The organism is Paraburkholderia sp. PREW-6R (assembly GCF_039621805.1).
Lineage (GTDB): Bacteria > Pseudomonadota > Gammaproteobacteria > Burkholderiales > Burkholderiaceae > Paraburkholderia.
Genome location: NZ_CP155075.1, coordinates 1,009,065 through 1,032,547, shown reverse-complemented (window position 1 = coordinate 1,032,547; position 23,483 = coordinate 1,009,065). Strand labels below are relative to the sequence as shown.

Genomic DNA, 23,483 nt, shown 5'->3' with positions numbered 1-23,483 from the left:
GAGTTACACCAGCGCGACGGGCAGAGCGATTTATACCGCATAGAAGGCAATCAAGTCTCGAAATGCACGCGCGGAATCGTTTTTGGATTTCGAACTTCAAGCATAGCTTCCAGACATTCTATGTCATTCGATGATCGACGGTTGATCCAGCGCAGCGTGCGTATGTAAAGAGTCAAAGCGGTTCACGCGGCACTGTGCGATACCGATTATGAACAACCCGGCCTTCGAAATTGAAGTACCGCATTCGACCGAACCAGGGCTGCGAAGCTCACTCGGATCCCGCTAATCGTCTCGCAATCTCCCAGGCTGCTGGGATACTTGGTGCGGCCTGCAATGGCAGATTGTGCGCGCACCACAGGTAAGGGAGCATCGTGGCCCATGTAAAGAGCAAATTAGCCAATCCGCGCAAGGAAAGCGTCTCCTTCATAGCGAAACGCAAGTCTGCGACAAAGCGGTCGGCAGGCAAACCTCACTAAAGCGCTGAGCGGGCCAAAGCCGCACTGATTGTTGGCAATCTTGAGCACAGCTTCGGAAGTTCGAAGGTGGCCGGTCTCAGTTTGCGCGTCCAGACAGGCATGTACGTTAGCGGGCCTGAAGTCTCCCATCGGCGAATAAGGCCGCCGTTACGTGGATTCGGTCACGCTCTCGAGAGGCGCCGGAATGCTCGCTCTCGCAGCGACGGTAAGCAGGTTGATGGCGTCGAACTCGGTCTTCACCTGCGCTGCGAGGGCATCGATGTCGGGCAACGACCGCGCGCCCCATCGAGGAGCGTCTGCGCCCTCGCGCGGCCCATACTGCTCATGCTGCCGATAATGACTACCTTTTCTATCCTGCTACCGGTTTGTATGTGTTCTCATTCGGAGGTTTGGGTTGTGTTGCCAATATTTGACCGTTTAATACGATAAAGAAACGTTCTCCATAGTTAGCAACTGCTGAGCTATTCAATTGAAAATGCCGCGAGACACGTGAACGGTCACACAACTCCGCCATCACCCGCCGATTTTCGTCGCCGCGACCGCCGCTCGTTCAGGCACCGCGCGCAAGAAATCCGCAGATGACCAGTTGACGCCAGAAACATTGACAACGGCCTGCCACGCGGCTTCCTGATTGGCGCCATCGAGGAGGTGCGGCTGGCGCTGCGCCTCAATTGGGCCTGTGAATTTCCCTTTGGCCGAGGCGAAGAATTGCCCTGAGACGTCGGCTCCGAACTCCGACGCCTGAAGGTACCGGCGGGCCGCCGTCTCCGGCGTCTGATTCATGCCGGGAAGGAGGTTCACGATTGGGATCATCAGATATTTCACCGCCCAGCCAGCGTTTCGTCCCACCTGGGTGGCGGTTGCCGCGCCGGGCGAGACGGCGAACACGGCCATGCCAGAGGGCAGCCGACGCGCAAGCGCCGCAGTCCACCAGGCAACCATGAGTTTCGCGTCAGCGTACGCATTGTTGGGCACATACTTTACGTGAGGCCCGTTGCGCAACAGGGCTTCCATCGCAGCGGTCAGGTCGCCTTCGTGGTATCTCGCAGCAAGTGCGTCCACGTCGGTGTACCTGAACATGGGTACACCCCCGCGGGCGGGCTCCGCGCCGGCAATTACAATTCGCGCGTTGGGGCTCAGCAGATTGGCGCGGAGTAAGCCGACAGTTAATTGATGATGGCCGATGAGCGGAGCCTGAGAAGCCTCGACGCCCGCCGCAGTGATCACCCGCTCTTTACCGGGCACCATTCCGGCGTTGAGCAGTAGAAAATCAATCGGCCGACCTCGCTTTTCGAGTTCGGCGAGGGCGGATTGAACGCTGGCCGGCTCGTCCAGCTCCAATTCCAGCGGCGTGAAAACCTGTGTTCTGGTCTGAGCCGCAAGCTGAGCGGCCGTTTCCTGGACCCGGGCCAGGCTGCGCCCGGTGACGATGACCTCGCGGTAGCCGTTGCTGGCGAGCATGCGAGCAGCTTCATAACCGACCCCGGAGGTGGTGCCGGTAACGAGCGCGACTGAATGTTCCATGGGCGTCTCCGTGTCAAAGGGTGATGGCCGTATCGTAAGGCCCGGCGGGCCAGGATTGGCTTGATAATTTAGAACGATTTGGTTATAAATGGGTGCGGCAGCAGTTGTCAAGGAGTTTTAAACTAAATGATTCAAAATACCACCCGGCCAGTTGGCCGACCGCGCAGCTTCGACGAGACAGGTGCGCTGGAAAAGGCGACTCAGGTGTTCTGGTCGAAAGGCTTCGACGGAGTGACGATCGACGATCTCGTCGCCGGAATGGGCGTGGGACGACCAAGCCTGTATGCCGTCTTTGGGGACAAGCGGACAATATTCTTGCGCGCGCTGAAGGTGTACGCAGAACGGAAAGGCGCATTAGCCGCGAAGGCACTGCTCTCACCACCGGGTGTTCGCGACTCGATCACGGGTTTTTTGAGGTACGCCGTCGAAAGTGCGACTGCAAAAGGGTCCGCTCGGGGCTGTCTTCTAATATGCGTCGCGCCGCTTGTGGACGACCCCGAAGTCCGGCAGTACCTGCAAAACGCGGCCGCCGGTGGCACTGCGCTGGTGGAAGGTCGTTTCCGGGACGCAATCAGCGCGGGAGAACTTCCATCTGACTTTCCCTTGGAAACGCGCGCAACCCAGGTTACCGACCTGGCGCGTGGGCTGACCATGCGTGCTCAGATGGGCACGCCGCGCAGGACGCTCCTCAAAGACGCGCAGGAAGCGGCCGACCTGGTGCTCCAACCGCGGCGCGCAAACGCGGGCCTGGAGAATTGACGCGGACGGTGAAGGGCGTTGCGGGACGGTAGGCTGTTATCGTTGCCGGTCGACGCCGATCAGGCGGTTGCTTTGCGTATCAGTTGGCAATGCGAATAGACAAACTGGAATGCATCGGCAAACCTGATCGTCCGAGCAGGCGCTCAATTCGATGCTTTCTGTTTTTCAAAAGCCTTGATCGCAGCATCAACACTGCCGATGTAGTCCGCCCTCGTCTTTTGAGCAAGACTGCCCCAATCTTCTCGCGGCAGGCTCAATGGCTTGTTGCCGTATCCGCATGATTAAGTCCACTCCGCGTGGCATCCAGTCCATGGAGATTGATCCAGCAATACCCCACGCGCGTCGCATGGAACAGTCCGCGAGTAGCTGACGGCAACCCGCTGATTGCGACCCGATCCCGACGTTCGCTGACATGCCACGACGGTCCCAAGCCCAGCCGATAGCGTTCGCGACTTAAACCGGACAGTGAATGGACGACGAACGCGGCCCCCGGCCGCCTTACAGAGCGTCAGCTACGTAAAAACCCTATCTCTTTCCTCAAGTTCCGGCCCGATTTGCCGAAATCACCTTTGCATTAGAAATTCGAAAAATGCGAATCAATGACCAAACAATCCGGAGAGTTGCGCTCAATTTCGCCGTGCCACCAAGAAGCACCCGCCACACGACGAAGGCAGCGCTGATTCACCATTTACCCTCGCGGAACGAAGTATGAACATCGGTAATATGAGACTCGGCACCAAGCTGATCAGTGCCTTTATCCTGGTGTGCGCGATTGGCGCCATCATTAGTGGAATCGGCATCCACGACATGGCAAAGATCAATGATAACGGCGACCGGACCTATCGCTTCGATCTGATGGGTCTCAACCTGGTCCAGGATGCGAACGGCAACGTGTTGAAAGCGGGCCGCTCGCTGCGCAACGCCATTCTGGCCGCCAGCGCCGAAGAGCGTGCTGCTTTTCTGGACGACGGTGAAAAGCAGCTGGGCCTCGCGCGCGCGAGCCTCGATAAAGCCGAGCCGCTGTTTTACTCGGAGAAAGGGAAGGCCACCTTCGCCAATCTCAATCAGAGCTGGCACGAATACGAGCAGGCTTTCAGCGAAATGAAGGCAAAGGCCAACGCCGCGTCGCTGCAGGATCGAGGGGACCTGACGAACTATCTGTTCGGCGATTTCGGCCGGCGTGTCAAAAGAACCGAAGAGCTGATGAGCACCCTCGTCGATGTGAAACAACGAAACGCACAGGAGGCGTCGCAATCCAACCAGGCGCTCTACGACGGCAGCCGCAATCTCATGATCGTTCTGGTGGTTTTTTCCGGCTTGACCGGGATCGGTATCGGAGCCTGGATGACGCGTAGTCTCACGCGGCAGCTCGGGACCGAGCCGGCAATCGCAAGCGACCTGGCGAGGAGCGTCGCGACCGGTGACCTAAGCGTGAAAATCGATCTTCGTCCCGGTGACACGGACAGTTTGATGGCGTCGTTAAAGGCAATGCGCGATGCCCTGTTGCGGGTCGTGTCGGAGGTCCGCGGTAACGCCGAGGGTGTTGCGACGGCGAGTGCGCAGATCGCCCAAGGCAATCTGGATTTGTCGAGCCGCACGGAAGAGCAGGCGGCATCCCTGCAAGAAACTGCTTCGAGCATGGAAGAACTGACTGCTACGGTCCGTCATAACACGGACAATGCGAGGCAGGCGGCGACGCTCGCCAGCACGGCCTCGGTCGTCGCGCAGCGCGGCGGCGAAGTGGTCGGGCGTGTGGTTGAGACGATGCATGATATCTCCGGCAGTTCCGCCAAAATGTTTGAAATCATTAGCGTGATCGAGGGGATTGCGTTTCAGACCAATATCCTCGCGCTGAACGCGGCCGTCGAGGCGGCGCGTGCCGGTGAACAGGGACGCGGCTTCGCGGTCGTCGCCGGTGAGGTCCGCACGCTTGCGCAACGCAGCGCCACGGCGGCGAAGGAAATCAAAGACCTGATCGGTGACTCGGCCAGCCGGGTGGACACGGGCTCGCGGCTTGTCGGGGAAGCGGGCAGCACAATCAAGGAGATCGTGGAGTCTGTGAAACGTGTGACCGACATCGTCGGAGAAATCTCGTCGGCGTCGGAAGAGCAGAGTACCGGTATCGAGCAGGTGAACCAGGCGGTCAGCCAGATGGACCAGGTAACCCAGCAGAATGCTGCGTTAGTGGAAGAAGCTTCGGCGGCCGCGCAGTCGATGGCTCAACAGGCCCAAGGCCTGCGTGAGGCTGTAGCTTTCTTCAAGGTCGGCGACGGTGAGCCATCCACGTCGCGCACGATGGCCCCGAGGAGCGAGCAGAAGCAACCGGCGCCGACGGTTCGTAGGTCGCCTGCGCCCACGTTGCCAAAACCGGAGAAGGCGCCCGCCGTTACCGCAACCGGCAACGCGCTGGTCGCAACTGGTGACGAGGACTGGCATGCATTCTGACGGGTCCGAAGATTGGACCATATGAATGATGCGTTTGAATGAATGGAAAAGTTCAGCCGCGCCAACACGAAGACAGTGAGCGCGGTTGGCGCGCGGGCGATAATTCCAGTTAGCTACGCATCGTCCGATGCGTCAGTCGTGCAGCTTCGCCAAACGGCGGCACATCACGCACTGGCAGGCGTCCGGCCCCACTGCCCAGAGCCCTTGATTGCCGACTGCGGCCCAATGTGGTTGGCCGGACCCGTCCTCGATTGGGACACTGACCTGGTCGCGATAGCAGCCGAAACGGAAGCGCCGGTCACGTTTAAATCATGGATGCGCATTATGCTGAGTGTCGGACAACCGGCGGCAGCACGCTGTCCGCGCTGCATCAACAATTCCGACTCCACTCGCTTACCTTCGCGAGGGCGGTTGCTCTTAATAGCTAGGCGATAGCCTCAACTAGTAGTAGGCTCATTCTTGAATCTTCGTGCGACGATGCTTTAATTAATACGCCGTCGGCGACAATTTGACCGCGCGCACGCATACGCGGAGAGATCGTAGGGAATTCCCGTCGCTATTTCGCAAGTGGCATCAAATTGGAGGCAGGCATGGTCAAGACAGCGTTGTTTGTCCGGCTCGAAGCAAAGCCGGGCAAAGAGCAGGAAGTCGAAAGCTTCCTGATGGGCGGACTGCCGCTGGTTGAGCAGGAACCCGCAACGATCGCGTGGTTCGGGCTGAAAATATCGCCATCCGTGTACGGCATATTCGATGCGTTCCCCGACGACGCCGGGCGCGAGGCGCACCTGGCGGGCAAAGTAGCCGAGGCACTGATGGCGAAAGCGCCGGACCTGTTCGCCAAGCCGCCGGAAATTATGAAGATGGATGTACTCGCGGCGAAGCTGCCGTCGTAGCCGCGTCGGCTTCCAGTGCGGGACCTGGTCCCGTCGCGAAGCCGGAACGATCTGCGCTGCTAACCTCGCGTCCCAAACCCGTCGGCCGATCCCTGGCAGACGGACGATGGTTGACCCATTGGCGATGGCATCTGGCCGCCCGATCCGGCTGGGTCGTCAAGACCATCGACAACTGCTTGCGCAGTTGACTTTGACGGCGTGCGATTGTTCGCGCGCAGTGACTTCCTTGCGTACATTGTCAGAGAACCATCCCGACCCAAAGCCGAAATGCAGCTCGGCAGCAATGCATGGAGGGGCGGTAGTGTCCATTAATGTGAGCGGCACGGAAGGCTATGCGGAAAGTGCGCAATCTCTCGTCGAACAATGGCGGGACATCTCGTTTGAGGAACACCATAAGCCAGTCATGCATCTGCTTCCGATGCACCCGGCCTGCGTGCTTGACGTCGGAGCGGGTATTGGAACCGACGCCGCCGCCCTTGCGGCGAGGGGACATACAGTCGTTGCGGTCGAACCGGTCGACGCGTTGCGCGTTGCCGGAATCAGCCAGCATCCCTCTCCGCGGATTGAATGGCTGGACGATAGTCTGCCAGGTCTTGAAATCCTGCGTTCGAGACGAACCCAATTTGACCTGGCGATGCTGTCGGCTGTCTGGATGCACCTCGACGAAGACGAGCGTCGTCGGGCGATGCCGAACGTTAGTGCGCTACTACGTAAAGGTGCGTTGCTGGTCATGTCCTTGCGTCACGGTCAGGTCCCAAAAGGACGACGGATGTTCGAGGTTTCGGCGCGAGAGACCATCGAGCTTGCAAAAGCATATGGGTTGCGAACTGTGTTGAACACTCGTACCGAATCCAGCCAGCCCGGGAATCGGCGCATGGGTGTAACGTGGAGCCGACTGGCCTTCGTGAACGACGGCGCACCCGGTTAGCCTCATCTCGAAGCCTGGGCGACCGATGGCCAACAAGCTCTTTTTGACATCAATGGCCTCGCCCACCAACGACTACATCCTCAAACCAGCGAATGCCGGGTCTGCGCAACAGACAACCACGGTTGCACCCAATCACGTGATTACACCAATGCGCATGCCCATCTGGGGGCGCCACAATCGATCAGGACTACGACCTTCTATCCATCGACTTCACCCCATACCAGCCAACGCTTTCAAGCCGGCCGCGCGTGGAGTGCCGTCCGACCATCCTGTGACCCGGTCCTCGACGGAGGCGCCGCCAGCGCTTCGTCAAGCATGGAAGCAATGACACTGGCGTTGGGCTCGAAGAGCATGTCATTATGGCCGCCCCCGACATCGACGACTTGCAGTCCAGCGCATGCCACCTGCTGCCATAAAGGCAACGGATCGCCGCGCCGCTCCTGTTGCACCGAAGCGCGCACATAAAAGATCGGTCCACCGCGATAGCGTCTTGGCCGGTAGGCAGCCATCGCGCTGTACATAGCTTCCCGTACGCCCTGCAACGCGGGAGGCAGACCAACGGCATCCGTCTCGCGTCCGCTGCTGGTGCGCGAGCCTCGACGCGAACGCAGGCGGCCCATCGCCGCGCCGAGCTTGCCGCTGACATACTGGGCGCGTTGCATGGCCGGGATACGCCGCAGCATCTGCCAATGGCGCGCGACATAACTGCCGCGATATTTCATCCGCGCACCCCATGGCAGATACCGCTCGCTCACATACGTGTCCAGCAGGCAGAGCAACTCGACCGGATCGCCCAATCGATAAAGTTGCTGCGCAATCTCCAAGGCTATCAATCCGCCGAACGAGTAGCCCGCCAGCGTATAGGGTCCATGCGGTTGCATCAGGCGTATTTGCGCCAGGTATGACCGCGCCATGTCGGCCACACGGTGCTGCGGTGGCTGCCTGCCATCCAGCCCCTGGGCGTTGAGGCCATATATCGGTCTTTCACCGCGCAACGCGCCGATCAGCGCACGGCATTCCATCACCGAACCCGTCACGCTATGCGCGAGAAAGACGGGCGCTCCGGTTCCCGCGCGCATCAACACCAACGCGTCAGACGACGCCGGTGAGCCGCTCTCAATGACATCAGCGATCTGCGCAAGAGTTGGCGCGGTCATCAGATTGGCGAATGAGATCGTGGATCCGGTCGCGTTCTCGATCTCGCTTGTCATCTCGGCGGCAAGCAGTGAATCGCCGCCCAGATCGAAGAAGTTGGCGTCGCGGCTGATGGGCTGAAAACCGAACATACGCTCCCATACCGCCCGCAGGTAGGCCTCCAGCTCCGCCCGCGTGTTGCCGGACGACGGCAGCGCGCGTTTTCCCAGGTGTTGTGCCGCGAGCCGGCTGATGGTCTCCAGGCACTCGGGATTGCGCAATGCGCCGGCGTTTCGTACCGGCACGCCGTTGATCGCGTCGCGCGCGGCCGTTTCCGAGGGCTTGCCGCTATGGGTGGTGGGCAGTGCATCGACCGCGAGGATCAGACCCGGCACATGCGCGGCGGATGCCCTGCGCACCAGGTCGCGGCGGATCTGCGCCAGTAACGCGCCGGAAAACGCCACGCCGGTCTGCAATACGAGCAGCAGCACAAACCTTCGTTCGCGCAAGACTGGTGTGGCGCCGTTCCCATTGCGCGCGGCGGCGGACGACGAAACGGTCACGCCGGGGTCGACGATCATCGCGTCCTGAATCCCCGGGATTTCGTTCAGGATGCGATAGATTTCGGCGGGTCCAACTTTGACGCCGCCAACGTTAAGCATGCCGTCGGCCCGGCCATGCATTCTCGCGCCACCCTCAGCCGGAAATTCAATCAGGTCGCCATGTGTCCAGACGCCAGGATTAGCGGCGAAATACGCCGCATGAAAGCGCGCGCCCTCGGCGTCGCCAAAAAATCCGAGCGGCCGGGATGGAAACGGATTGGTGCAGACAAGATGGCCGACCCCCGACGCCGGTGCGCCATTCGTCCACGCTTGCACGTCGAGCCCGAGGCTTTTGCATTGTGCGGCCCCTTTGTAGACGGGCAGGTCCGGATTACCGAGCACAAAGCAGCCGATGATGTCGGTGCCGCCCGAAATCGATTGCAGCGGCATCGGGCCGACGTGTTCATTGACCCAATCATACTGCGAGTCATACAGGACGGCGCCAGTGGAGAGGATCGCGCGCAGCGCGGACAGATCGAATTGACGCGCCGGTTCGAGCCGCGCCTGCTCGCACATCTTCAGGTAAGCCGGGCTCGTGCCGAAAACGTTGGCGCTTTCTTCGGCCGCGATCCGCCATAACGTGTCGACGGTCGCAAGCGGACCATCGTAGGTGACGATTTCAACGCCGGACGCAAGCGCCGAGAGCTGCCAGTTCCACATCATCCACGCGCAGCTGGTCTGGAAATACAGCGTGTCGCCAGCGCGCAGGTCGGTGTGCAGCCGGTGCTCTTTCAGATGCTCGATCAGTGTTCCGCCCGCGCCGTGCACGATGCATTTAGGCTTGCCGGTCGTGCCTGAAGAGAACATGATGAAGAGCGGATGATTGAACGGGAAACGTCGCCAGACAAATTTGTCTGATTCGGATTCCGAAATAAGTGTCGCGAGCGAATAGATCGGTAGCGTCATATCGGCAGGCAGTGGGCCGTCATCAAGGCTGATGATGCCTTCGAGCGATGGCAACGCGGCCGCGACGCGGGCGGTGCTCGTCGCGCGTGCGGGTCCGGTATCGAATGCCCTTGGCGCCGTGTGCGCAAACAGCAACCGTGGCGACAGTTGCTGGAAGCGATCCAGCACCGCTTCGGCTGCCATTTCCGGCGCTGCCGTGGACAGCGTCGCGCCGAGCGCGACGACCGCTAACGCGCTGATGATCGCCTGCGCGTCGTTGCGCGCGACCATGGTCACGCGATCTCCGCTTCGTAACCCGAGACGTTCGAGCGAACAGGCGAGACGCGCGACTCGGTCGCGCAGTTCGCCTCGCGTCATACGCAAGCGTGGAGCGTCCGCATGACATTCCGACAACGCGGCGGCGTGAGCGTCGGCGACGTCGAGACTCAGCAGGCAGTCGGCGTAATTCAGCTCAAGGGCCGGAAAAAAACACGCATGTTCGCACTCGTCGCCTACGCACACCGGTTCGGGGCTGCCGGCGAGCTCGCAAACGTTACACCAGTCGACAAAAAAATTCCAGAACGTGCGGTAGTCGCGCGTTGAGAATTCATGGAGACGGGCGTAGTCGGCCAGATGCAGGCCGGTGTGTGTTTCGAGCGCTGCCGCGAACGCGCTCATTTGCGTGGCGATGCCCGGCTGAACGTTTGACGCGGGCAGGGCAACGCGCCGGCCGACTCTCGAGTCGAGGCAATGGCGATCCATAGATGGCACTTCAACCCCCCAAGGGATGAACGCCCGATCGGGGCGCCTGAAACAGCCGAAGCTGGTGCGAATACGGGCAGCGCTGCCCTGCCTGTCCGGCGCGCCTGGCGTTTCGTTCATACAAATTTAGCGCTGCGATAAGCGGCGGTATGTGCGCCATCGAACACAGCGCGGACCCGGATTTTTAAGGGAATAAGTGCCTGCAAACGGCTTGCGAAAGGCCTTCCGAACCCGTGCACCGTCGCGTTGCAGATGGCGCAAGGTAGCGCTCAGCATACGTTGTAAATCTCCCGCGCATCATGTTCTCCGAGCGCCCCGACTTTCCGGATAATTACATTTGAGTTCGAATTAAATAGTTGGCGCACTCTATAAATGCCGGTCAGGTGGCATTAAATCACCAGCAGGGGTCAAGTCGAATAACGGGCGGCCGTTATAAATAGACACGCACGAGTTCGATAGGTCAGAAACGTGGCATTTTATAAAATGAGAGGAGACGCAAGGATGCGCGGCATTGCGTCTGGCCGGTCCGCGCATCAATACCGGTCGACGGTGCTCGCCGCGCTCCTTGCTGCGATCGCGGCAGGGATCATGGTGCTCGTCGCGCTCGGCATATTCGCTTCCCGCGAGCGTGCTGACGCACGCCTGCATGTCGCACTGGCAGTGGCGAACGATGTCGAAGTGGTGCTCGCGCTGCATATGGACGCGAACTCGGATTTTCTCAAAGGCGTTGGCAGTGCGAGCTATCGGTCTTACGCCTGGCCGGTGGCTCGAGCGGGCGCGGCGGCCGCCGCCTACGGGCGCCTTGAAGAGGCACTCGACTCAGACCGTGCGGGCCTGAGCGCGGTTCGCGCTCTGCGCGCTCTGACGGCGGCATGGTCTTCGCAGCTTGAAACCATCGCGCATCAGACTCACGAGGTGGGCTCCCGGGTCACCGTCGCCAGCGATGAGTTGTTGCTGGCCAACGAGACGCTAAACCAGATCACACGAGGCCTGTCCGCTTTGCGGGGTCGTCAGGAAGTGCTTATCGCCGCGATGCACGCCGAATCGGAGCAGCGGCTGGCTCATGAAAGACTCACTCTGTTGATCGCAATAGCCATAGCGTTGCTTCTGCTGACATACGCTTTTTTCGTCAGTCACCGCGCCTCGCTCTCCAAAGCGCGGATAGAAGTCATCGCAGCACAAGCGGAGTCGCGCTTCTACGAATATTTTGCGCAGCACCCGCTGGCGATGATGATTTACGACCTGGAATCGCTGCGCATTCTCGCAGCGAATGCGGCCGCCGAGCGCCAGTATGGCTATAGCGCGGCGCAGTTCGCAAGCCTACCGGTCAGCCAGCTACGGCCGGAAAGCGATCTGGCCGCCTTCCTCTCCGACCTGGAAGCATACCGACGCGCAACGCCTCGCAGCGGGTCAGCCGGCTTGCGACGCCATCTTCGCGCGGACGGCAGCTTTATCTTCGTTCAGGTCTCGTTTCACTTCCTGGACTATGCCGGTCACGAAGCGTGCTTCATCACCGCCATTGAAGTGACCGAGCACGAGCAGGCAAAGCGGGATTTATATCTGCGTAGCCGGGCACTCGACGCCACGCTGAATGCTGTTGCGATCACACAATTCCAGCATGGCCTGGATGTCGTTTCGTATGTCAACCCGGCGTTCGAGCGCATTACGGGGTATGCAGGTTCAGAAATTATCGGGAAAGATTGCAGGTTCTTGCTAGGCGACGAACAGGATCAGCCCGGCTCCGTTGTCATTCGTCACGCGATGCGTTCGAACTCTGAAGGCGCTGTGCTTTTGCGCAGTGTTCGGCGCAGCGGCGAGCCGTTCTGGAACCAGTTGCATGTAGCCCCGGTTTTCGACGATGCCGGCGTCGCGACCCATCATATCAGCGTGTTCAGCGATGTATCGGAACTGGTGAATTCACAGGAATTGCTACGACAGCAGGCGCGGCATGATGCGCTCACACTGCTGCCGAACCGGCACGCATTGACGCAGACTTTGGGTGAGATGTTGGGGCAAGCGAAGGAAAAAGCGCACCAGATAGCGCTCGCTTTCGTCGACCTGGACAACTTCAAGGACGTCAATGACACGCTCGGACATAGTGCGGGTGACCTGGTGCTGCGCAATGTCGCGTCCCGCTTGCGCGATGGCGTGGGGCAGAATGATTTCGTCGCCCGGTATGGCGGCGACGAATTCGTCGTGCTGTTTAGCGACGCCCGGTCGGCCAGCGAAATTGAAGCGGCTCTTTCACGGCTTAAAGCCTCCATTGCGGAGTTGCTGACCGCCAGCGATATGACACTCCACGTCGAGGCGAGTATCGGTTGGGCATGCTATCCGCAGGACGGTCGCGACGCCGAAGCACTGCTGAGCAATGCGGATATGGCGTTGTACAGCGCCAAGTCGGCAGGACGCAACCGGGTCCAGAAATTCGATCCCGCCATGGCGAAGGCAAACTCGCAGCGATTACTCGTCACCAGTCAGTTGCGAGCGGCGATCGAGCGCGCTGAATTCGAACTCCATTATCAGCCTCGCGTTTGCGAAAGCGGCCGTGTGCTCGCGCTGGAGGCGCTCCTGCGCTGGCGCGATCCGGCCGGCAGTCTGTTGAATCCAGGGCAGTTCATTCCCCAAGCCGAAGAGAACGGACTGATCGTTCCGATTGGCGACTGGGTGTTGAACGAGGCCTGCGCTGAGGCAAAGCGCCTTTGCCTCAGCTATCCGGATATTCGTATGTCGGTCAATGTGTCTCCCGTGCAATTTGCCCAGACCGATATGGCTGCGGCCGTCGCGTCGGCTCTCGCACGCACCGGACTCGATCCCCGCCTTCTTGAAATTGAAATCACCGAGGGCGCGCTGATGGAAGAAACTACGCTGCCCACGCTGCAGAAGATTCGGCGCATGGGGGTATCGGTAGCGATCGATGACTTCGGAGTCGGTTATTCGAGCCTGGGGTATGTTCGGAATTTCAAAGCCGATACGCTTAAGATCGACATGTCCTTCGTGCGCCGAATTGGACGCTCGTCCGTAGACGAAGTTATCGTCAAGGCCATCATCGGTCTAGGGCACACGCTCGGGATGCGCGTCGTTGGCGAAGGTGTCGAAACGACCGGACAAAGGGATTATCTGTTGCAGCATGGGTGCCATGAGTTGCAGGGCTACCTTTACGCGCGACCCATGCCGGCAGCGCAGGCAAGGCAATTCATAAGTCATCACAACGCAGATTCGTTTGCGCTTCTTCGCAAGGAATGCGAAGCATCTGGCTGACAGATGAGGACTTGGCGTCTGCGTCGATTCCGGGATGCTCGAATGAGTTGTCACAGAAACGGTGGTCCGAAAGTCGGACGGTCCTCTCACGAGCAACGGTAAGCAACCGCACTAATTCCGCGCGTGATCCGCGCCACCCACTTCCCCGGCGAAGGCGAGCAGGAGCTCACTGAGCCGAACCGGCTGCTCCTGCTGGATCCAGTGACCGGCGCCGTCGATCAATTCGATGCCGCTCATTCTCGTCGCCGCTCGGGTTCTCATCAGATCGAGCGCGCCGGGTGCCGAATAGGTACCCCAATCGCTTTTTCCGCCAATGAAGAGCGAAGGCACATCGATTGTCTTGCCCGAAAACAGACGCAACTCAGCATTCAAATCAGGATCGGGAAGAACGCGGTAAGCCTGCAGGGCGCCTTGGAAACCAGTACGGCCATACTCCTTCGTGTAGACCTCAAGCTCGGGCTCGGTGAGCCATGTGCAGGCCAGGACCTCGGCGGCGGAAGGGTGGAACGGCGCGACGGTTTCGGGCATCGTCTTGCCGAGGTCCATCACGTAATAGCCCGCCTGGAACGCACGCCGGCTGTATTCGAGGCGCTGGCACAGGTTAGCGCTCAAACGTGGGGGGCGCCCGAGAACAATGAGATTCAATGATCGGTCTTCTGCGCCGGCCATTCATCTGTTTCTAACGACGCTGCTGCATACCCTGACTAACGCGTCCGCTTCACTTCCAAGCTCGCTGCAAATGCTTGAGTACAGCAATTTCGGTAACCTAAACGTCGATTAACTCAATGTTCCGTTTGGCACCATCGTGCTCGGCAGCCGAAGAAAAGCGAATGGAAACATGCTTGACGCTGGGTATGCGCAAACGCTCACTTTTCTTTTGCGCAGAGTGCGCACTGTGTCTGCTCATACCAGAGCAGATTCGCCAAGTAGTCCTTCTTTCCCGACATCGTTGGCAGCTACCGCCACGGCCGGCGGCGCGTCGGCTGCACAGGCGTCGCAGTATGGAAAAAGCTAGTCGACGATGTCATCTTCCTGGGACGCAACCCGCGCGTCATAGCGCGCTCTTGCGGCCTCGACCTCTGCGAGATTGTCCAGCGTCCAGAGGTACAACGCCTGAAAGGGATGATCCAGCGACCGGCCAAGCGCGGTGATCCGGTATTCGACGGATATCGGGGAGCTCGTTATGACGCGCCGGTCCACAATGCCGTTTCGCTCCAGACGGCGCAAACATTGTGTAAGCGCTTTCTGTGTGATTCCGTCGATACGACGCCTGATCGCGTTGAACCGCAACGGTCCATCGCGCAGCGACGCGAGAATCAGCATCGACCACTTGTCTGCTATCTGGTCGAGCATCACCCGGCTGGGACACACGGTGGGAGGCAATGCCCCGGTTGAAGTTTTGCTCATGGCAGTTTCCTCAATGCTACCTGGTTACACCGAAGTGCCTAATTGACACTAAGTATAGAGGAGATACTATCTCGCTGCGATTCACACCTTTCCCGACTGGCGATGGCGGCGAGCCGACGCTTCGCACTGACAAGGATCTGAAGTCCTTCGATGCCGGGATGAGCCGTCGCGCCCGTCACGCGAGCGGAGAGGTATCTCATTTTTTCCAGATAGGAGAAGCAGGATGATTGCCGTTACTGGCGCGAATGGAAAGCTCGGTACGCTTGTCATGGAAGGCCTCATCAAGCGCGTCCCGGCCACGCAGATTGTTGCGGCAGTACGTGATCCGGGAAAGGCCGAGGGACTGCGCGCGCTCGGCGTCCAGGTCCGCAAGGCCGATTACGACGACCCGCAGACGTTGATCAACGCATTCACGGGTGTGGAGCAGGTTCTACTGATTTCGGCCGTCGTGCCAGGCCAGCGGTTTGGGCAACACAAGTCCGTCATTGACGCGGCAAAGAAGGCTGGCGTGAAGCTCGTGGCCTACACGAGCATGCTCCGCGCCGACACCTCCACGCTGATACTCGCGGCTGAGCATAAGGCAACGGAAGCCTACCTAACGGCTTCCGGTTTGGACTTTGTGTTATTACGCAACGGCTGGTACCTGGAGAACATGACCGACGCGCTGGCTCCGGCGCTGACAAATGGCGCGATTGTCGGTAGCGCGAGCAACGGGCGCTTCGCGGCGGCGTCGCGAGCCGACTACGCGGAGGCCGCTGTCAAAGTTCTCACGCAACCGGGCCATGTCAACAAGACGTACGAGCTTGCGGGAGACCACCCTTTCGCGATGCCGGAGTTTGCCGACGAAGTCTCCAGGCAAGTCGGACGGACCATTGCGTACAAAAACCTGCCACCCGAAGAATACGAGGCGATGTTGCTAGCCATCGGTCTGCCGAAAATGATCGTCGATGTCGTTGTCGATGCAGACGTAAAGTCGGCAAAAGGAGAACTCGACAGTTCCTCTCGCGATCTGTCCAGGCTTCTGGGCAGGAGCACCACCCATTTCTCCGACGCTATCAAGGCAGCGTTGCCAGCCTGACCACGCAACTGGCCACGGTGTTGTCGCACCTGATGGTAGACGGGCATGTTGGCGCAAATGATGCGAAGGGCGGCTCACGTCTACTACAGAAGACGGGGCCGCGCAGGCGCCGCCGGATCGCCGGCAAGCGGGCACCGACGACTCCGGTTATTGAAACTTTTCCTAGCCCGGCAACAAGCCGACCGCCCGGTAGCTATTCATCAAGCTGTCGAACAACGCAATGTCAGCCCGCCCGCGCGCCATCAGTTGAGCGCCGGCTACTGCCGCATAGATCGCGCATGCGCGCTCATGGCTTGCCTCGGCGGTGACGACACCCGACGCCTCCAGAGACTTGCGGAGCCAGGCCACGTTGACGTCCGCGAAGGTCTGCACTTCCTTTTTGACCGCATCAGGCAGATCGTCATATTCCGCGGCCATGAAACTGCTCAGGCACATGCGGTTGTCGCACTCCAGAGACCGACGGAACGTTTCCGGATACCGACGCAAGCTGACCAGCGGATCGCCCGACGCCGTCGAGAGTGCTTCCAGCGCAAAAGCCGAATCCTCGTAGTAGCGTCGCGCGACCGCTGCCGCGAGGTCCGCTTTGCTCGCGAAATGATGGTAAATGCTGGCGGCCTTGATGCCGACCTCTTGCGCGAGTTCCCGAATGTTGAGCCCGGAATAGCCGTGCGCCTGCGCCATTCTCGTGGCAGCCGCGACAATCCGGTCCCCTGAGCTAACGACGGCTTCCGTGGGCACGACACACTCCTAAAAAATTTATTGACGGTGTGAATTGTACCGCCTAAAGTGATACCTAACAAACGTTAGGTAGATGAAAACGCCGCATTCAGATCGCGGCATTTTTTGGAGTCCGGAACCTACCGAATGTTAGGTAGTCTTCGATTTATTGATTTTCGTCACCCGCCAAGGAGCCACGCATGACCCCCGAACTGTTCTATCTCGACGCGACCCGACTCGCAGAGCTCATCCGCACCCGCGAAGTGTCGCCGGTTGAGGTCGTCCAGGCGCACCTGGATCGCATCGACGCTGTGGATCCGCGAGTCAACGCCATTGTCACGGTTGCGCACGATGCCCTTGAAGCCGCGAGGGCAGCCGAAGCGGCCGTGTTGTCGGGTCAGCCTTTGGGGCCGCTGCACGGTGTGCCTTTTACCGCCAAGGATTCGATCGACACGGCCGGCGTGGCGACCCAGCGTGGTTCGCCCATCTTCAAAGGACGTACTCCCGACGCTGATGCGACCAGTGTTGCGCGATTGAAAAACGCGGGCGGCATCCTTCTTGCAAAAACAAACCTGCCCGAATTTTCGTACTGGATCGAGAGCGACAACCTGCTTAGTGGTCGATCGAATAATCCGTGGGACCTGGAACGCACGCCGGGCGGCTCGAGCGGCGGCGAATCGGCGGCGATCGCCGCGGGCATGTCGCCATTGGGGCTCGGTACCGACCTGGCGATCTCCGTGCGCGGGCCCGCTGCCCAGACAGGCATCGTCTCACTGAAGGCGACTCACGGACGCGTGCCGATGACCGGAATCTGGCCGCGCGCTCCCCGCCGCTTCTGGCACGTCGGTCCGATGGCTCGCAGCATCCGCGACCTGGCACTCGCATTCTCGGAACTGTCCGGCCCCGATGGGCATGACGCTTTTGCAAGCAGTACCGTCGCGTTCGATGCGGGGGTGCGTCACTCCGCGGACCGTCCGCTGCGGGTGGGCTGGATGGTGGGGCCCGGCTTCGGACCCGTCGACCCGGAAGTTGCCGCCACCGTCGAGGCAGCGGCGCAGGCGCTTGGAAGCTTAGGCATTGTCGTCGAGCCGGTGCGCATTCCTGCGCTGGAACGAGACTTCGCTCTCGATGTCTTCAACCGCCTGCACGTCATGGAAATGAAGCCGGCGTTCGCGGAGGCAACAGCGGGGCGGAGTCGGGACGAACTCTACAAGATGGCAAGGACAATGCTCGCGCTGCCCGATACTTCGATGAAGGACTATATCGATGCTGAGCAGGCTGCCGAACGCCTGCGGGATGGATACGCCGAATACTTCCGCAAGTACGACGCGTTGATGACGCATGTGCTTCCAATCCCGGCTCACAAGCACGGCGTGAACACGTTCTCGATCAACGGCCACACCGTGGATGCCACCTATCTTCAGGGCGCCACTGTGCCGTTGAACGTCACGGGCTTGCCGGGCATCTCGATGCGTTTCGGCACGAGTAAGGAGGGCCTGCCGATCAATGTGCAGATTGTCGGCAGCTGGCAGGCTGAGTCAACCATTCTTCACGTAGCGTCGCTACTTGAATCGGTCAGTCCTGTGCGCGACAGGCATCCGCATATCTAAGTGCGAGGCGATCCTTTGTTCAGTCCGTCGCCAGAAGCTCAGCGATCGATCGGCGATGACACGTAACGCATTGAGAATGCCACGTGTCAAAACCGGAGCATGCGACGGACGACAGCTTCGCAACCATGCACCGCTGGCAGCCGCTTGGGGATCGGACGGTCGGCCGCTTTCGCGTTGACATCGACCCGCGCGACCGCTCATTCGCGTGCTCGGGCAGCAGGTCGGCGTGTCTGAATAGCCTTCCATGATCGACGCCCTGAGCAAGCGGGCCGGCTCTGATCTCCGCGTTTCTTCCTCAACGTCCCTCGTCCTTGTTGCACCCTAAACACACTCCGGACCGATGCCGCATATTCGCAGCGTTCCTCATACGTTTTTTATCCATTACTGTGTATAAAGGTCCCGAAGCGCATCCTGCGATGTTATGCAGCATGCATGAACACCATTCTTTGCTGACTGGTTGAATACCGCAACTACGGCTCGCACGGAGCTATGAACGATGAATAATGCAAGTCAGGATCCGCACGCAGACTCGGATATGGCCGCGCAGCTCGCGCACGAGCGATCGACCAACGCGCGACTTGCGAAACTCATCGATGCGCACTCGCGCATTGCGGCCGCCAAGCTGGACCTCGACAGGTTTTTCAATGTCGTCACCGACGCGTTACTCGATCTCGTGCCTTCCGCGCATGCGTCGGTCGTGGAATGGGTAGACGGCGACGATATGGTTTACCGCGCATGCAGCGGATCGATTGCGCATCACGTGGGATTGCGCCTGAAGCAGAAAGGCAGCCTGTCCGGACTATGCTCGACGAGAAACCAGCTGCTTTACGCCCGCGACACACGCGACGACCCACGCGTCGACGCGCAGGCATGCGAGCGCGTCGGCGCTGCATCGATGATCGTTGCGCCGCTCGCTTACCAGCAGGAAGTCGCCGGCGTCATCAAGCTGATGGCCGGAAGAATCGACGCATTTTCCGTGGAAGACATCGAAACGCTTCAACGGATCACATCGCTCGTCGCATCGGGCATGGCCCATCAGCGCGTGTTCGCGGAGAACCAGACGCTCATCGAACAGAACGCCATCACGATTGCCCGCTTGCGCACGGAGATCAGTCTGCGCGAAGCCGCCGATGTCAAACTCGCCGCGTCATTGCGGCGCCGCCGGCTCGTGCTGGATACGACGCACGATGCGTTCGTCTGCACGGACGCCGATGGCATCATCATTGACTGGAATGAATCGGCGACCCAGACCTTCGGTTACGCGCGCGAGGCAGTAACCGGACAGCGCATGCTCGCCACGCTGTTCCCGGAACGTTGCCATGCCGAATATGCGCGCCTCGACGTATTCAGATGCTTGCCCGAGCTTCAGACGCACGGCGCTCGCATCGAACTGATTGCCGCGCGCGACGACGGCAGCGAATTCCCGGCGGAGCTTTCCGTGCGGGCGGTCCGTTATGACGGCAATACCGAGTTTGCGTATTTCATACGCGACATCACAGAACGCTTCCATGCGCGTGACCTCAACAAGCGCTTTCGTGTGCTGGTAGAAGCAATCCGCGACTACGCGATCAGCATGCTCGATGCGCAAGGGCGCATTACCACCTGGAGCGCCGGCTCGACGCAAGTGATGGGCTATCAGTCAGATGAAGTGCTCGGCAAGCCGCACTCGTTGTTCTATACGCCGGAAGACGTTGCGTCGGGCAGACCGGCACACGACCTCGAATCGGCCGCGCGCGAAGGACGCATCGAAACCGAAGAGTGGCGCGTTCGCAAAAATGGCACGAATTTCTGGGCCAATGTCGTGATCACGGCAATGCATGATCCGAACGGCACGTTGCAGGGCTTCGCCAAAGTCACACGGGACATGTCGCGCCGCCGGCGCATGGAAGAGCTGGAAGCGTCGAGTCAGCGGATGAGCCAGTTCCTCGGCTTGCTGGGTCACGAGCTGCGCAACCCGCTTGCGCCGCTGCGCAATGCCGTCAGCATGTTGCAATTGAAATCGGCGCGCAGCGATGTCGTCGTCCCCGAACACGAATTGATCGACCGGCAACTGTCACACCTCACCCGTCTCGTCGACGATCTGCTCGACGCCGGACGCGTGACGCTCGGCCGGGTGCACATTTCGCCCAGGCCTGTCGCCTTGCGCTCCGTCGTGCAACTGAGCATGGAAGGTAGCGCGCCGCTGCTGTCAGCGCGCGGCCAGACGTTGGAGGTCTCGGTTCCTGACGAGCCCATGCACATCAGCGGCGACCTCACACGCATGGTGCAGGTCGTCCAGAACCTGCTGAATAACGCCTCGAAATTCAGCCCGGACGGTGCGACTATCGGCTTACAAGTGTTTCGCTCCGGACGATTGTTCGCGATCCGTATCCATGACGAGGGGTGCGGCATCGAGCCCGATGCGATCGATGCGATCTTCAATCTGTTCGTGCAGGAAACGCCGACCGAGGAACAGGCGGACAAAAGCGGCCTTGGGATTGGACTCACGCTGGCGCGTGCGATCGTCGATCTGCACGGCGGGCACATTGAAGCGCATAGCGAAGGTCGCGGAAAAGGCAGCACGTTCACGGTGTGGTTGCCGGAAAGCGGCAGCGTTGCCGTCGATTCCGGCTCGCACGACAACATGCCGTTGGCGCGCTCGCCGGCAGATCTGCGCGTACTGGTGGTGGACGACAACATGGACTCAGCCGACAGCATGGCCACGCTCGTCGAAGTGCTCGGTCATGAAGCGCGGGCCGTCTACGACGGGGCAACGGCAATAGAACTCGCCCGAAGCTGGCAGCCACGTCTCGTGCTGCTCGATCTGTCGATGCCGAAACTGACGGGCTTCGAAGCGCTGCCGTTGATTCGCGCTGCGATCCGCGAACCAGGCGCGGTGGTCGCGGCAATGACAGGTCTGGGCACGGCCGAAGATCGCGCTCGCACCGATGCCGCCGGCTTCGACGTGCATTTGACGAAGCCCGTCAGCCTGGCGGAACTGGAGGACATGCTACAAATCGCAGGCAAGCAGGTATCAGGCTAATCGCCCCATCATGCCGATGCCGGCACGGAGTCAGAACACCGCGGTCCGCGCACCAAAGACAACGCCCCCGATTCTGGCCCTTGACGGAAGAGGCGGAAGTCTTCGTGTGTGCAATGAACCGTTCAAGCACCGCTCGCCGGGTCCGCTGCCGCAAGCGAAACTCGGGTAGCGTTCTGTTCCTCCTTGACCAGCTCGATGAAGGCCCTGAGTGGCGCAGACGTCAATCTGCTCGAGAAGTACAGTTGAGGCCCTTCGAATTCACGCCACCAGTCATGCAACACAGGCTGTAGTTCGCCGTTGTCGAGATAAGGCGTGAGCCAGTTTTCGAAGGTGCCGATGACGCCGCGTCCGTCGCGCGCGAATCCGATTGCTGCCGAAGCGCCGTCCACACCGACGATCAGCCGGCCAGGCGGATCGACCCTGACTGTTTCCTCGCCACGCTCGAAAAGCCATTCGACGAGAGCACCGCTCGAAAAACGCAACCGGATACATTCGTGATTCAGCAGGTCGCTCGGGTGTCGGGGAGCGCCGTGCGCGGCAAGATACCCGGGTGCAGCAGCCCATGCGATTCGCTGATAACGCGGTCCAATGGGTACGGCTATGGTGTCTTGTGCCAAATGCTCGCCGTATCGGATGCCGGCGTCGCAACCCGCTGCCACGATATCGACGAGTCGGTCATCCACCATGATTTCAACACGAACTTGCGGATGCGCTTCCATGAAGCGGTCGATGATCGGCGGCAGGATATCGACCATCACCGCGCCTGTCACGTTGAGCTTCAGAAGCCCGCGTACGACGCTGTGCGAGCTGGCGGCATCACGCAGTGCGGCTCGTGTTTCCGCCATGAGCGGCGCAATACGCGTGGCGAGTGCGCGGCCCGTTTCAGTCGGCATGACGCTACGTGTGGTGCGGATCAACAGCGGCACACCCAACTGAGATTCAAGCTGCGCGATCCGTTCGCTTACTGTCGAAGGAGACACGCGCAGCCGATGGGCCGCTGCGCGGAAACCTCTGGCATCCAGCACGGCGAGGAAGACCGACAGCAGCTCCAGGCTGGAGTCATCGTCATGATTGTTCGGCATGACGATCAGTCTATTCGACTCCTTGATGATTATCAAACTGAGCCGAACACATTAGAGTGGCCCGACACTCATTCGGGAAGACGAAACATGAATACCGGTAAAACTGCTTTGATTACGGGCGCTAACAAGGGCATTGGGCTGGAAACGGCGCGACAACTGGCGCGACTAGGATATGGGATCTGGCTTGGCTGCCGTGATGCCGCACGCGGTGAAGCCGCGGTGAAGTCTTTGGTCGCGGAAGGCCATAACGTTCGGCTACTGCCTATCGACGTAACCCGGGATGAAAGCGTACGTGCCGCTGCTGCGCGTGTACGCGACGAAGATGGTCGACTTGATGTGCTGATCAACAACGCCGGCATTCCGGGCGGCCCGCACACGACACCTAGCCAGCAATCAGTCGACAGCATCCAGGCGGTGTACCAGACGAACGTTTTCGGCCCGATTCGCGTGACGCAGGCGTTCGTGCCGTTGCTGAAATCTGCCGGTCAAGGCACTGTCGTGATGGTGAGCAGCGGGCTCGGGTCGCTCGGCTGGCTATCTGACCCGGACAACCAGTTCTACGGCGTGAACATCCTCGGCTACAACAGTTCGAAGTCGGCCCTCAACGCGGTTGCGCTAGCTTTTGCAAAAGAGCTGGCGGCAGTCGGTATCAAGGTCGATGCCGTCGATCCAGGCTATACCGCCACTGATTTCAACAACCACTCGGGTTACCGAACGGTGCAACAGGCAGCCGCGGGCATCGTCTGGCTCGCGACACAGGACCCGGCCGGACCATCGGGCCGGTTCTACTTCGAGCAGACACAGATTCCCTGGTGACAGGTCTTGTGCGTGCACCTTGTGCCAGCTCGCAACAATAGCGCCGTGGTGTCCGGAGGACTTGAAGGCGGGCGCATCGGCACTC

At 60.2% G+C, this 23,483-nt stretch carries 14 protein-coding genes and 1 pseudogene; 9 read left to right on the top strand and 6 right to left on the bottom strand.

What is annotated here, in order from left to right; translation table 11 throughout:
• Positions 1–989: 989 nt before the first annotated feature.
• The gene (locus tag AAGS40_RS29180) at positions 990–2,000 is read right to left on the bottom strand and encodes an SDR family NAD(P)-dependent oxidoreductase (RefSeq protein ID WP_345817029.1); all 1,011 of its coding nucleotides are present in this window, start codon (positions 1,998–2,000) and stop codon (positions 990–992) included.
• Between the two features lie 126 nt (positions 2,001–2,126).
• Here AAGS40_RS29180 and AAGS40_RS29175 point away from each other — a divergent pair, with 126 nt between their 5' ends.
• From AAGS40_RS29175 to AAGS40_RS29160, 4 genes are all read left to right on the top strand, one after another.
• Positions 2,127–2,759 (top strand): TetR/AcrR family transcriptional regulator, encoded by a 633-nt coding sequence (locus tag AAGS40_RS29175; RefSeq protein ID WP_345817028.1) that lies wholly within the window; start codon positions 2,127–2,129, stop codon positions 2,757–2,759.
• A gap of 708 nt (positions 2,760–3,467) precedes the next feature.
• Positions 3,468–5,204, top strand: a complete 1,737-nt coding sequence (locus tag AAGS40_RS29170; RefSeq protein WP_345817027.1) for a methyl-accepting chemotaxis protein — start codon at positions 3,468–3,470, stop codon at positions 5,202–5,204.
• A 590-nt stretch (positions 5,205–5,794) separates the two neighbouring features.
• Positions 5,795–6,097 carry an antibiotic biosynthesis monooxygenase gene (locus AAGS40_RS29165; RefSeq protein ID WP_345817026.1) on the top strand — a complete coding sequence of 101 codons (303 nt, stop codon included), beginning with the start codon at positions 5,795–5,797 and terminating at the stop codon, positions 6,095–6,097.
• Between the two features lie 301 nt (positions 6,098–6,398).
• Positions 6,399–7,025 (top strand): class I SAM-dependent methyltransferase, encoded by a 627-nt coding sequence (locus AAGS40_RS29160; protein ID WP_345817025.1) that lies wholly within the window; start codon positions 6,399–6,401, stop codon positions 7,023–7,025.
• Between the two features lie 233 nt (positions 7,026–7,258).
• Here the strand turns inward: AAGS40_RS29160 and AAGS40_RS29155 are convergent, their stop codons facing one another.
• Positions 7,259–10,408 carry an acetoacetate--CoA ligase gene (locus tag AAGS40_RS29155; RefSeq protein ID WP_345817024.1) on the bottom strand — a complete coding sequence of 1,050 codons (3,150 nt, stop codon included), beginning with the start codon at positions 10,406–10,408 and terminating at the stop codon, positions 7,259–7,261.
• A 468-nt stretch (positions 10,409–10,876) separates the two neighbouring features.
• Here AAGS40_RS29155 and AAGS40_RS29150 point away from each other — a divergent pair, with 468 nt between their 5' ends.
• Entirely contained in the window at positions 10,877–13,666 is a 2,790-nt protein-coding gene (locus AAGS40_RS29150) for an EAL domain-containing protein (RefSeq protein WP_345817023.1), read from the top strand.
• A 111-nt stretch (positions 13,667–13,777) separates the two neighbouring features.
• Here AAGS40_RS29150 and AAGS40_RS29145 read toward each other — a convergent pair.
• A pseudogene (locus AAGS40_RS29145) lies at positions 13,778–14,221 on the bottom strand (alpha/beta hydrolase); the annotation flags it as partial.
• Positions 14,222–14,677: 456 nt separating this feature from the next.
• Positions 14,678–15,073 carry a helix-turn-helix domain-containing protein gene (locus tag AAGS40_RS29140; RefSeq protein ID WP_345817022.1) on the bottom strand — a complete coding sequence of 132 codons (396 nt, stop codon included), beginning with the start codon at positions 15,071–15,073 and terminating at the stop codon, positions 14,678–14,680.
• Positions 15,074–15,296: 223 nt separating this feature from the next.
• Between AAGS40_RS29140 and AAGS40_RS29135 the strand changes: the two genes are divergently transcribed.
• Positions 15,297–16,151: an SDR family oxidoreductase gene (locus AAGS40_RS29135; RefSeq protein ID WP_345817021.1), complete on the top strand. Its 855-nt coding sequence runs from the start codon at positions 15,297–15,299 to the stop codon at positions 16,149–16,151.
• 162 nt (positions 16,152–16,313) lie between these two features.
• On the opposite strand, the gene AAGS40_RS29130 is transcribed toward AAGS40_RS29135, so the two are convergent.
• A complete protein-coding gene (locus tag AAGS40_RS29130; RefSeq protein ID WP_345817634.1) occupies positions 16,314–16,832 on the bottom strand; it encodes a TetR/AcrR family transcriptional regulator in 519 nt (172 codons plus the stop codon).
• A gap of 236 nt (positions 16,833–17,068) precedes the next feature.
• Between AAGS40_RS29130 and AAGS40_RS29125 the strand changes: the two genes are divergently transcribed.
• Positions 17,069–18,478, top strand: coding sequence for an amidase (locus AAGS40_RS29125; protein WP_345817020.1), 1,410 nt, complete (start codon positions 17,069–17,071; stop codon positions 18,476–18,478).
• Positions 18,479–18,974: 496 nt separating this feature from the next.
• Positions 18,975–21,500, top strand: coding sequence for a PAS domain S-box protein (locus AAGS40_RS29120; RefSeq protein WP_345817019.1), 2,526 nt, complete (start codon positions 18,975–18,977; stop codon positions 21,498–21,500).
• A gap of 122 nt (positions 21,501–21,622) precedes the next feature.
• Here AAGS40_RS29120 and AAGS40_RS29115 read toward each other — a convergent pair whose 3' ends face one another.
• A complete protein-coding gene (locus AAGS40_RS29115; protein WP_345817018.1) occupies positions 21,623–22,582 on the bottom strand; it encodes a LysR family transcriptional regulator in 960 nt (319 codons plus the stop codon).
• Positions 22,583–22,669: 87 nt separating this feature from the next.
• Between AAGS40_RS29115 and AAGS40_RS29110 the strand changes: the two genes are divergently transcribed.
• A complete protein-coding gene (locus AAGS40_RS29110; protein ID WP_345817633.1) occupies positions 22,670–23,398 on the top strand; it encodes an SDR family oxidoreductase in 729 nt (242 codons plus the stop codon).
• The last annotated feature ends 85 nt before the right edge of the window (positions 23,399–23,483 follow it).

Bases quoted from the DNA above. Each gene is read 5' to 3' on its own strand.
- AAGS40_RS29175 (WP_345817028.1), top strand. From the start codon at position 2,127: ATGATTCAAAATACCACCCGGCCAGTTGGCCGACCGCGCAGCTTCGAC.
- AAGS40_RS29135 (WP_345817021.1), top strand. From the start codon at position 15,297: ATGATTGCCGTTACTGGCGCGAATGGAAAGCTCGGTACGCTTGTCATG.
- AAGS40_RS29130 (WP_345817634.1), bottom strand. From the start codon at position 16,832: ATGGCGCAGGCGCACGGCTATTCCGGGCTCAACATTCGGGAACTCGCG.
- AAGS40_RS29125 (WP_345817020.1), top strand. From the start codon at position 17,069: ATGACCCCCGAACTGTTCTATCTCGACGCGACCCGACTCGCAGAGCTC.
- AAGS40_RS29180 (WP_345817029.1), bottom strand. From the start codon at position 2,000: ATGGAACATTCAGTCGCGCTCGTTACCGGCACCACCTCCGGGGTCGGT.
- AAGS40_RS29165 (WP_345817026.1), top strand. From the start codon at position 5,795: ATGGTCAAGACAGCGTTGTTTGTCCGGCTCGAAGCAAAGCCGGGCAAA.
- AAGS40_RS29110 (WP_345817633.1), top strand. From the start codon at position 22,670: ATGAATACCGGTAAAACTGCTTTGATTACGGGCGCTAACAAGGGCATT.
- AAGS40_RS29115 (WP_345817018.1), bottom strand. From the start codon at position 22,582: ATGCCGAACAATCATGACGATGACTCCAGCCTGGAGCTGCTGTCGGTC.
- AAGS40_RS29155 (WP_345817024.1), bottom strand. From the start codon at position 10,408: ATGGATCGCCATTGCCTCGACTCGAGAGTCGGCCGGCGCGTTGCCCTG.
- AAGS40_RS29120 (WP_345817019.1), top strand. From the start codon at position 18,975: ATGAATAATGCAAGTCAGGATCCGCACGCAGACTCGGATATGGCCGCG.
- AAGS40_RS29170 (WP_345817027.1), top strand. From the start codon at position 3,468: ATGAACATCGGTAATATGAGACTCGGCACCAAGCTGATCAGTGCCTTT.
- AAGS40_RS29140 (WP_345817022.1), bottom strand. From the start codon at position 15,073: ATGAGCAAAACTTCAACCGGGGCATTGCCTCCCACCGTGTGTCCCAGC.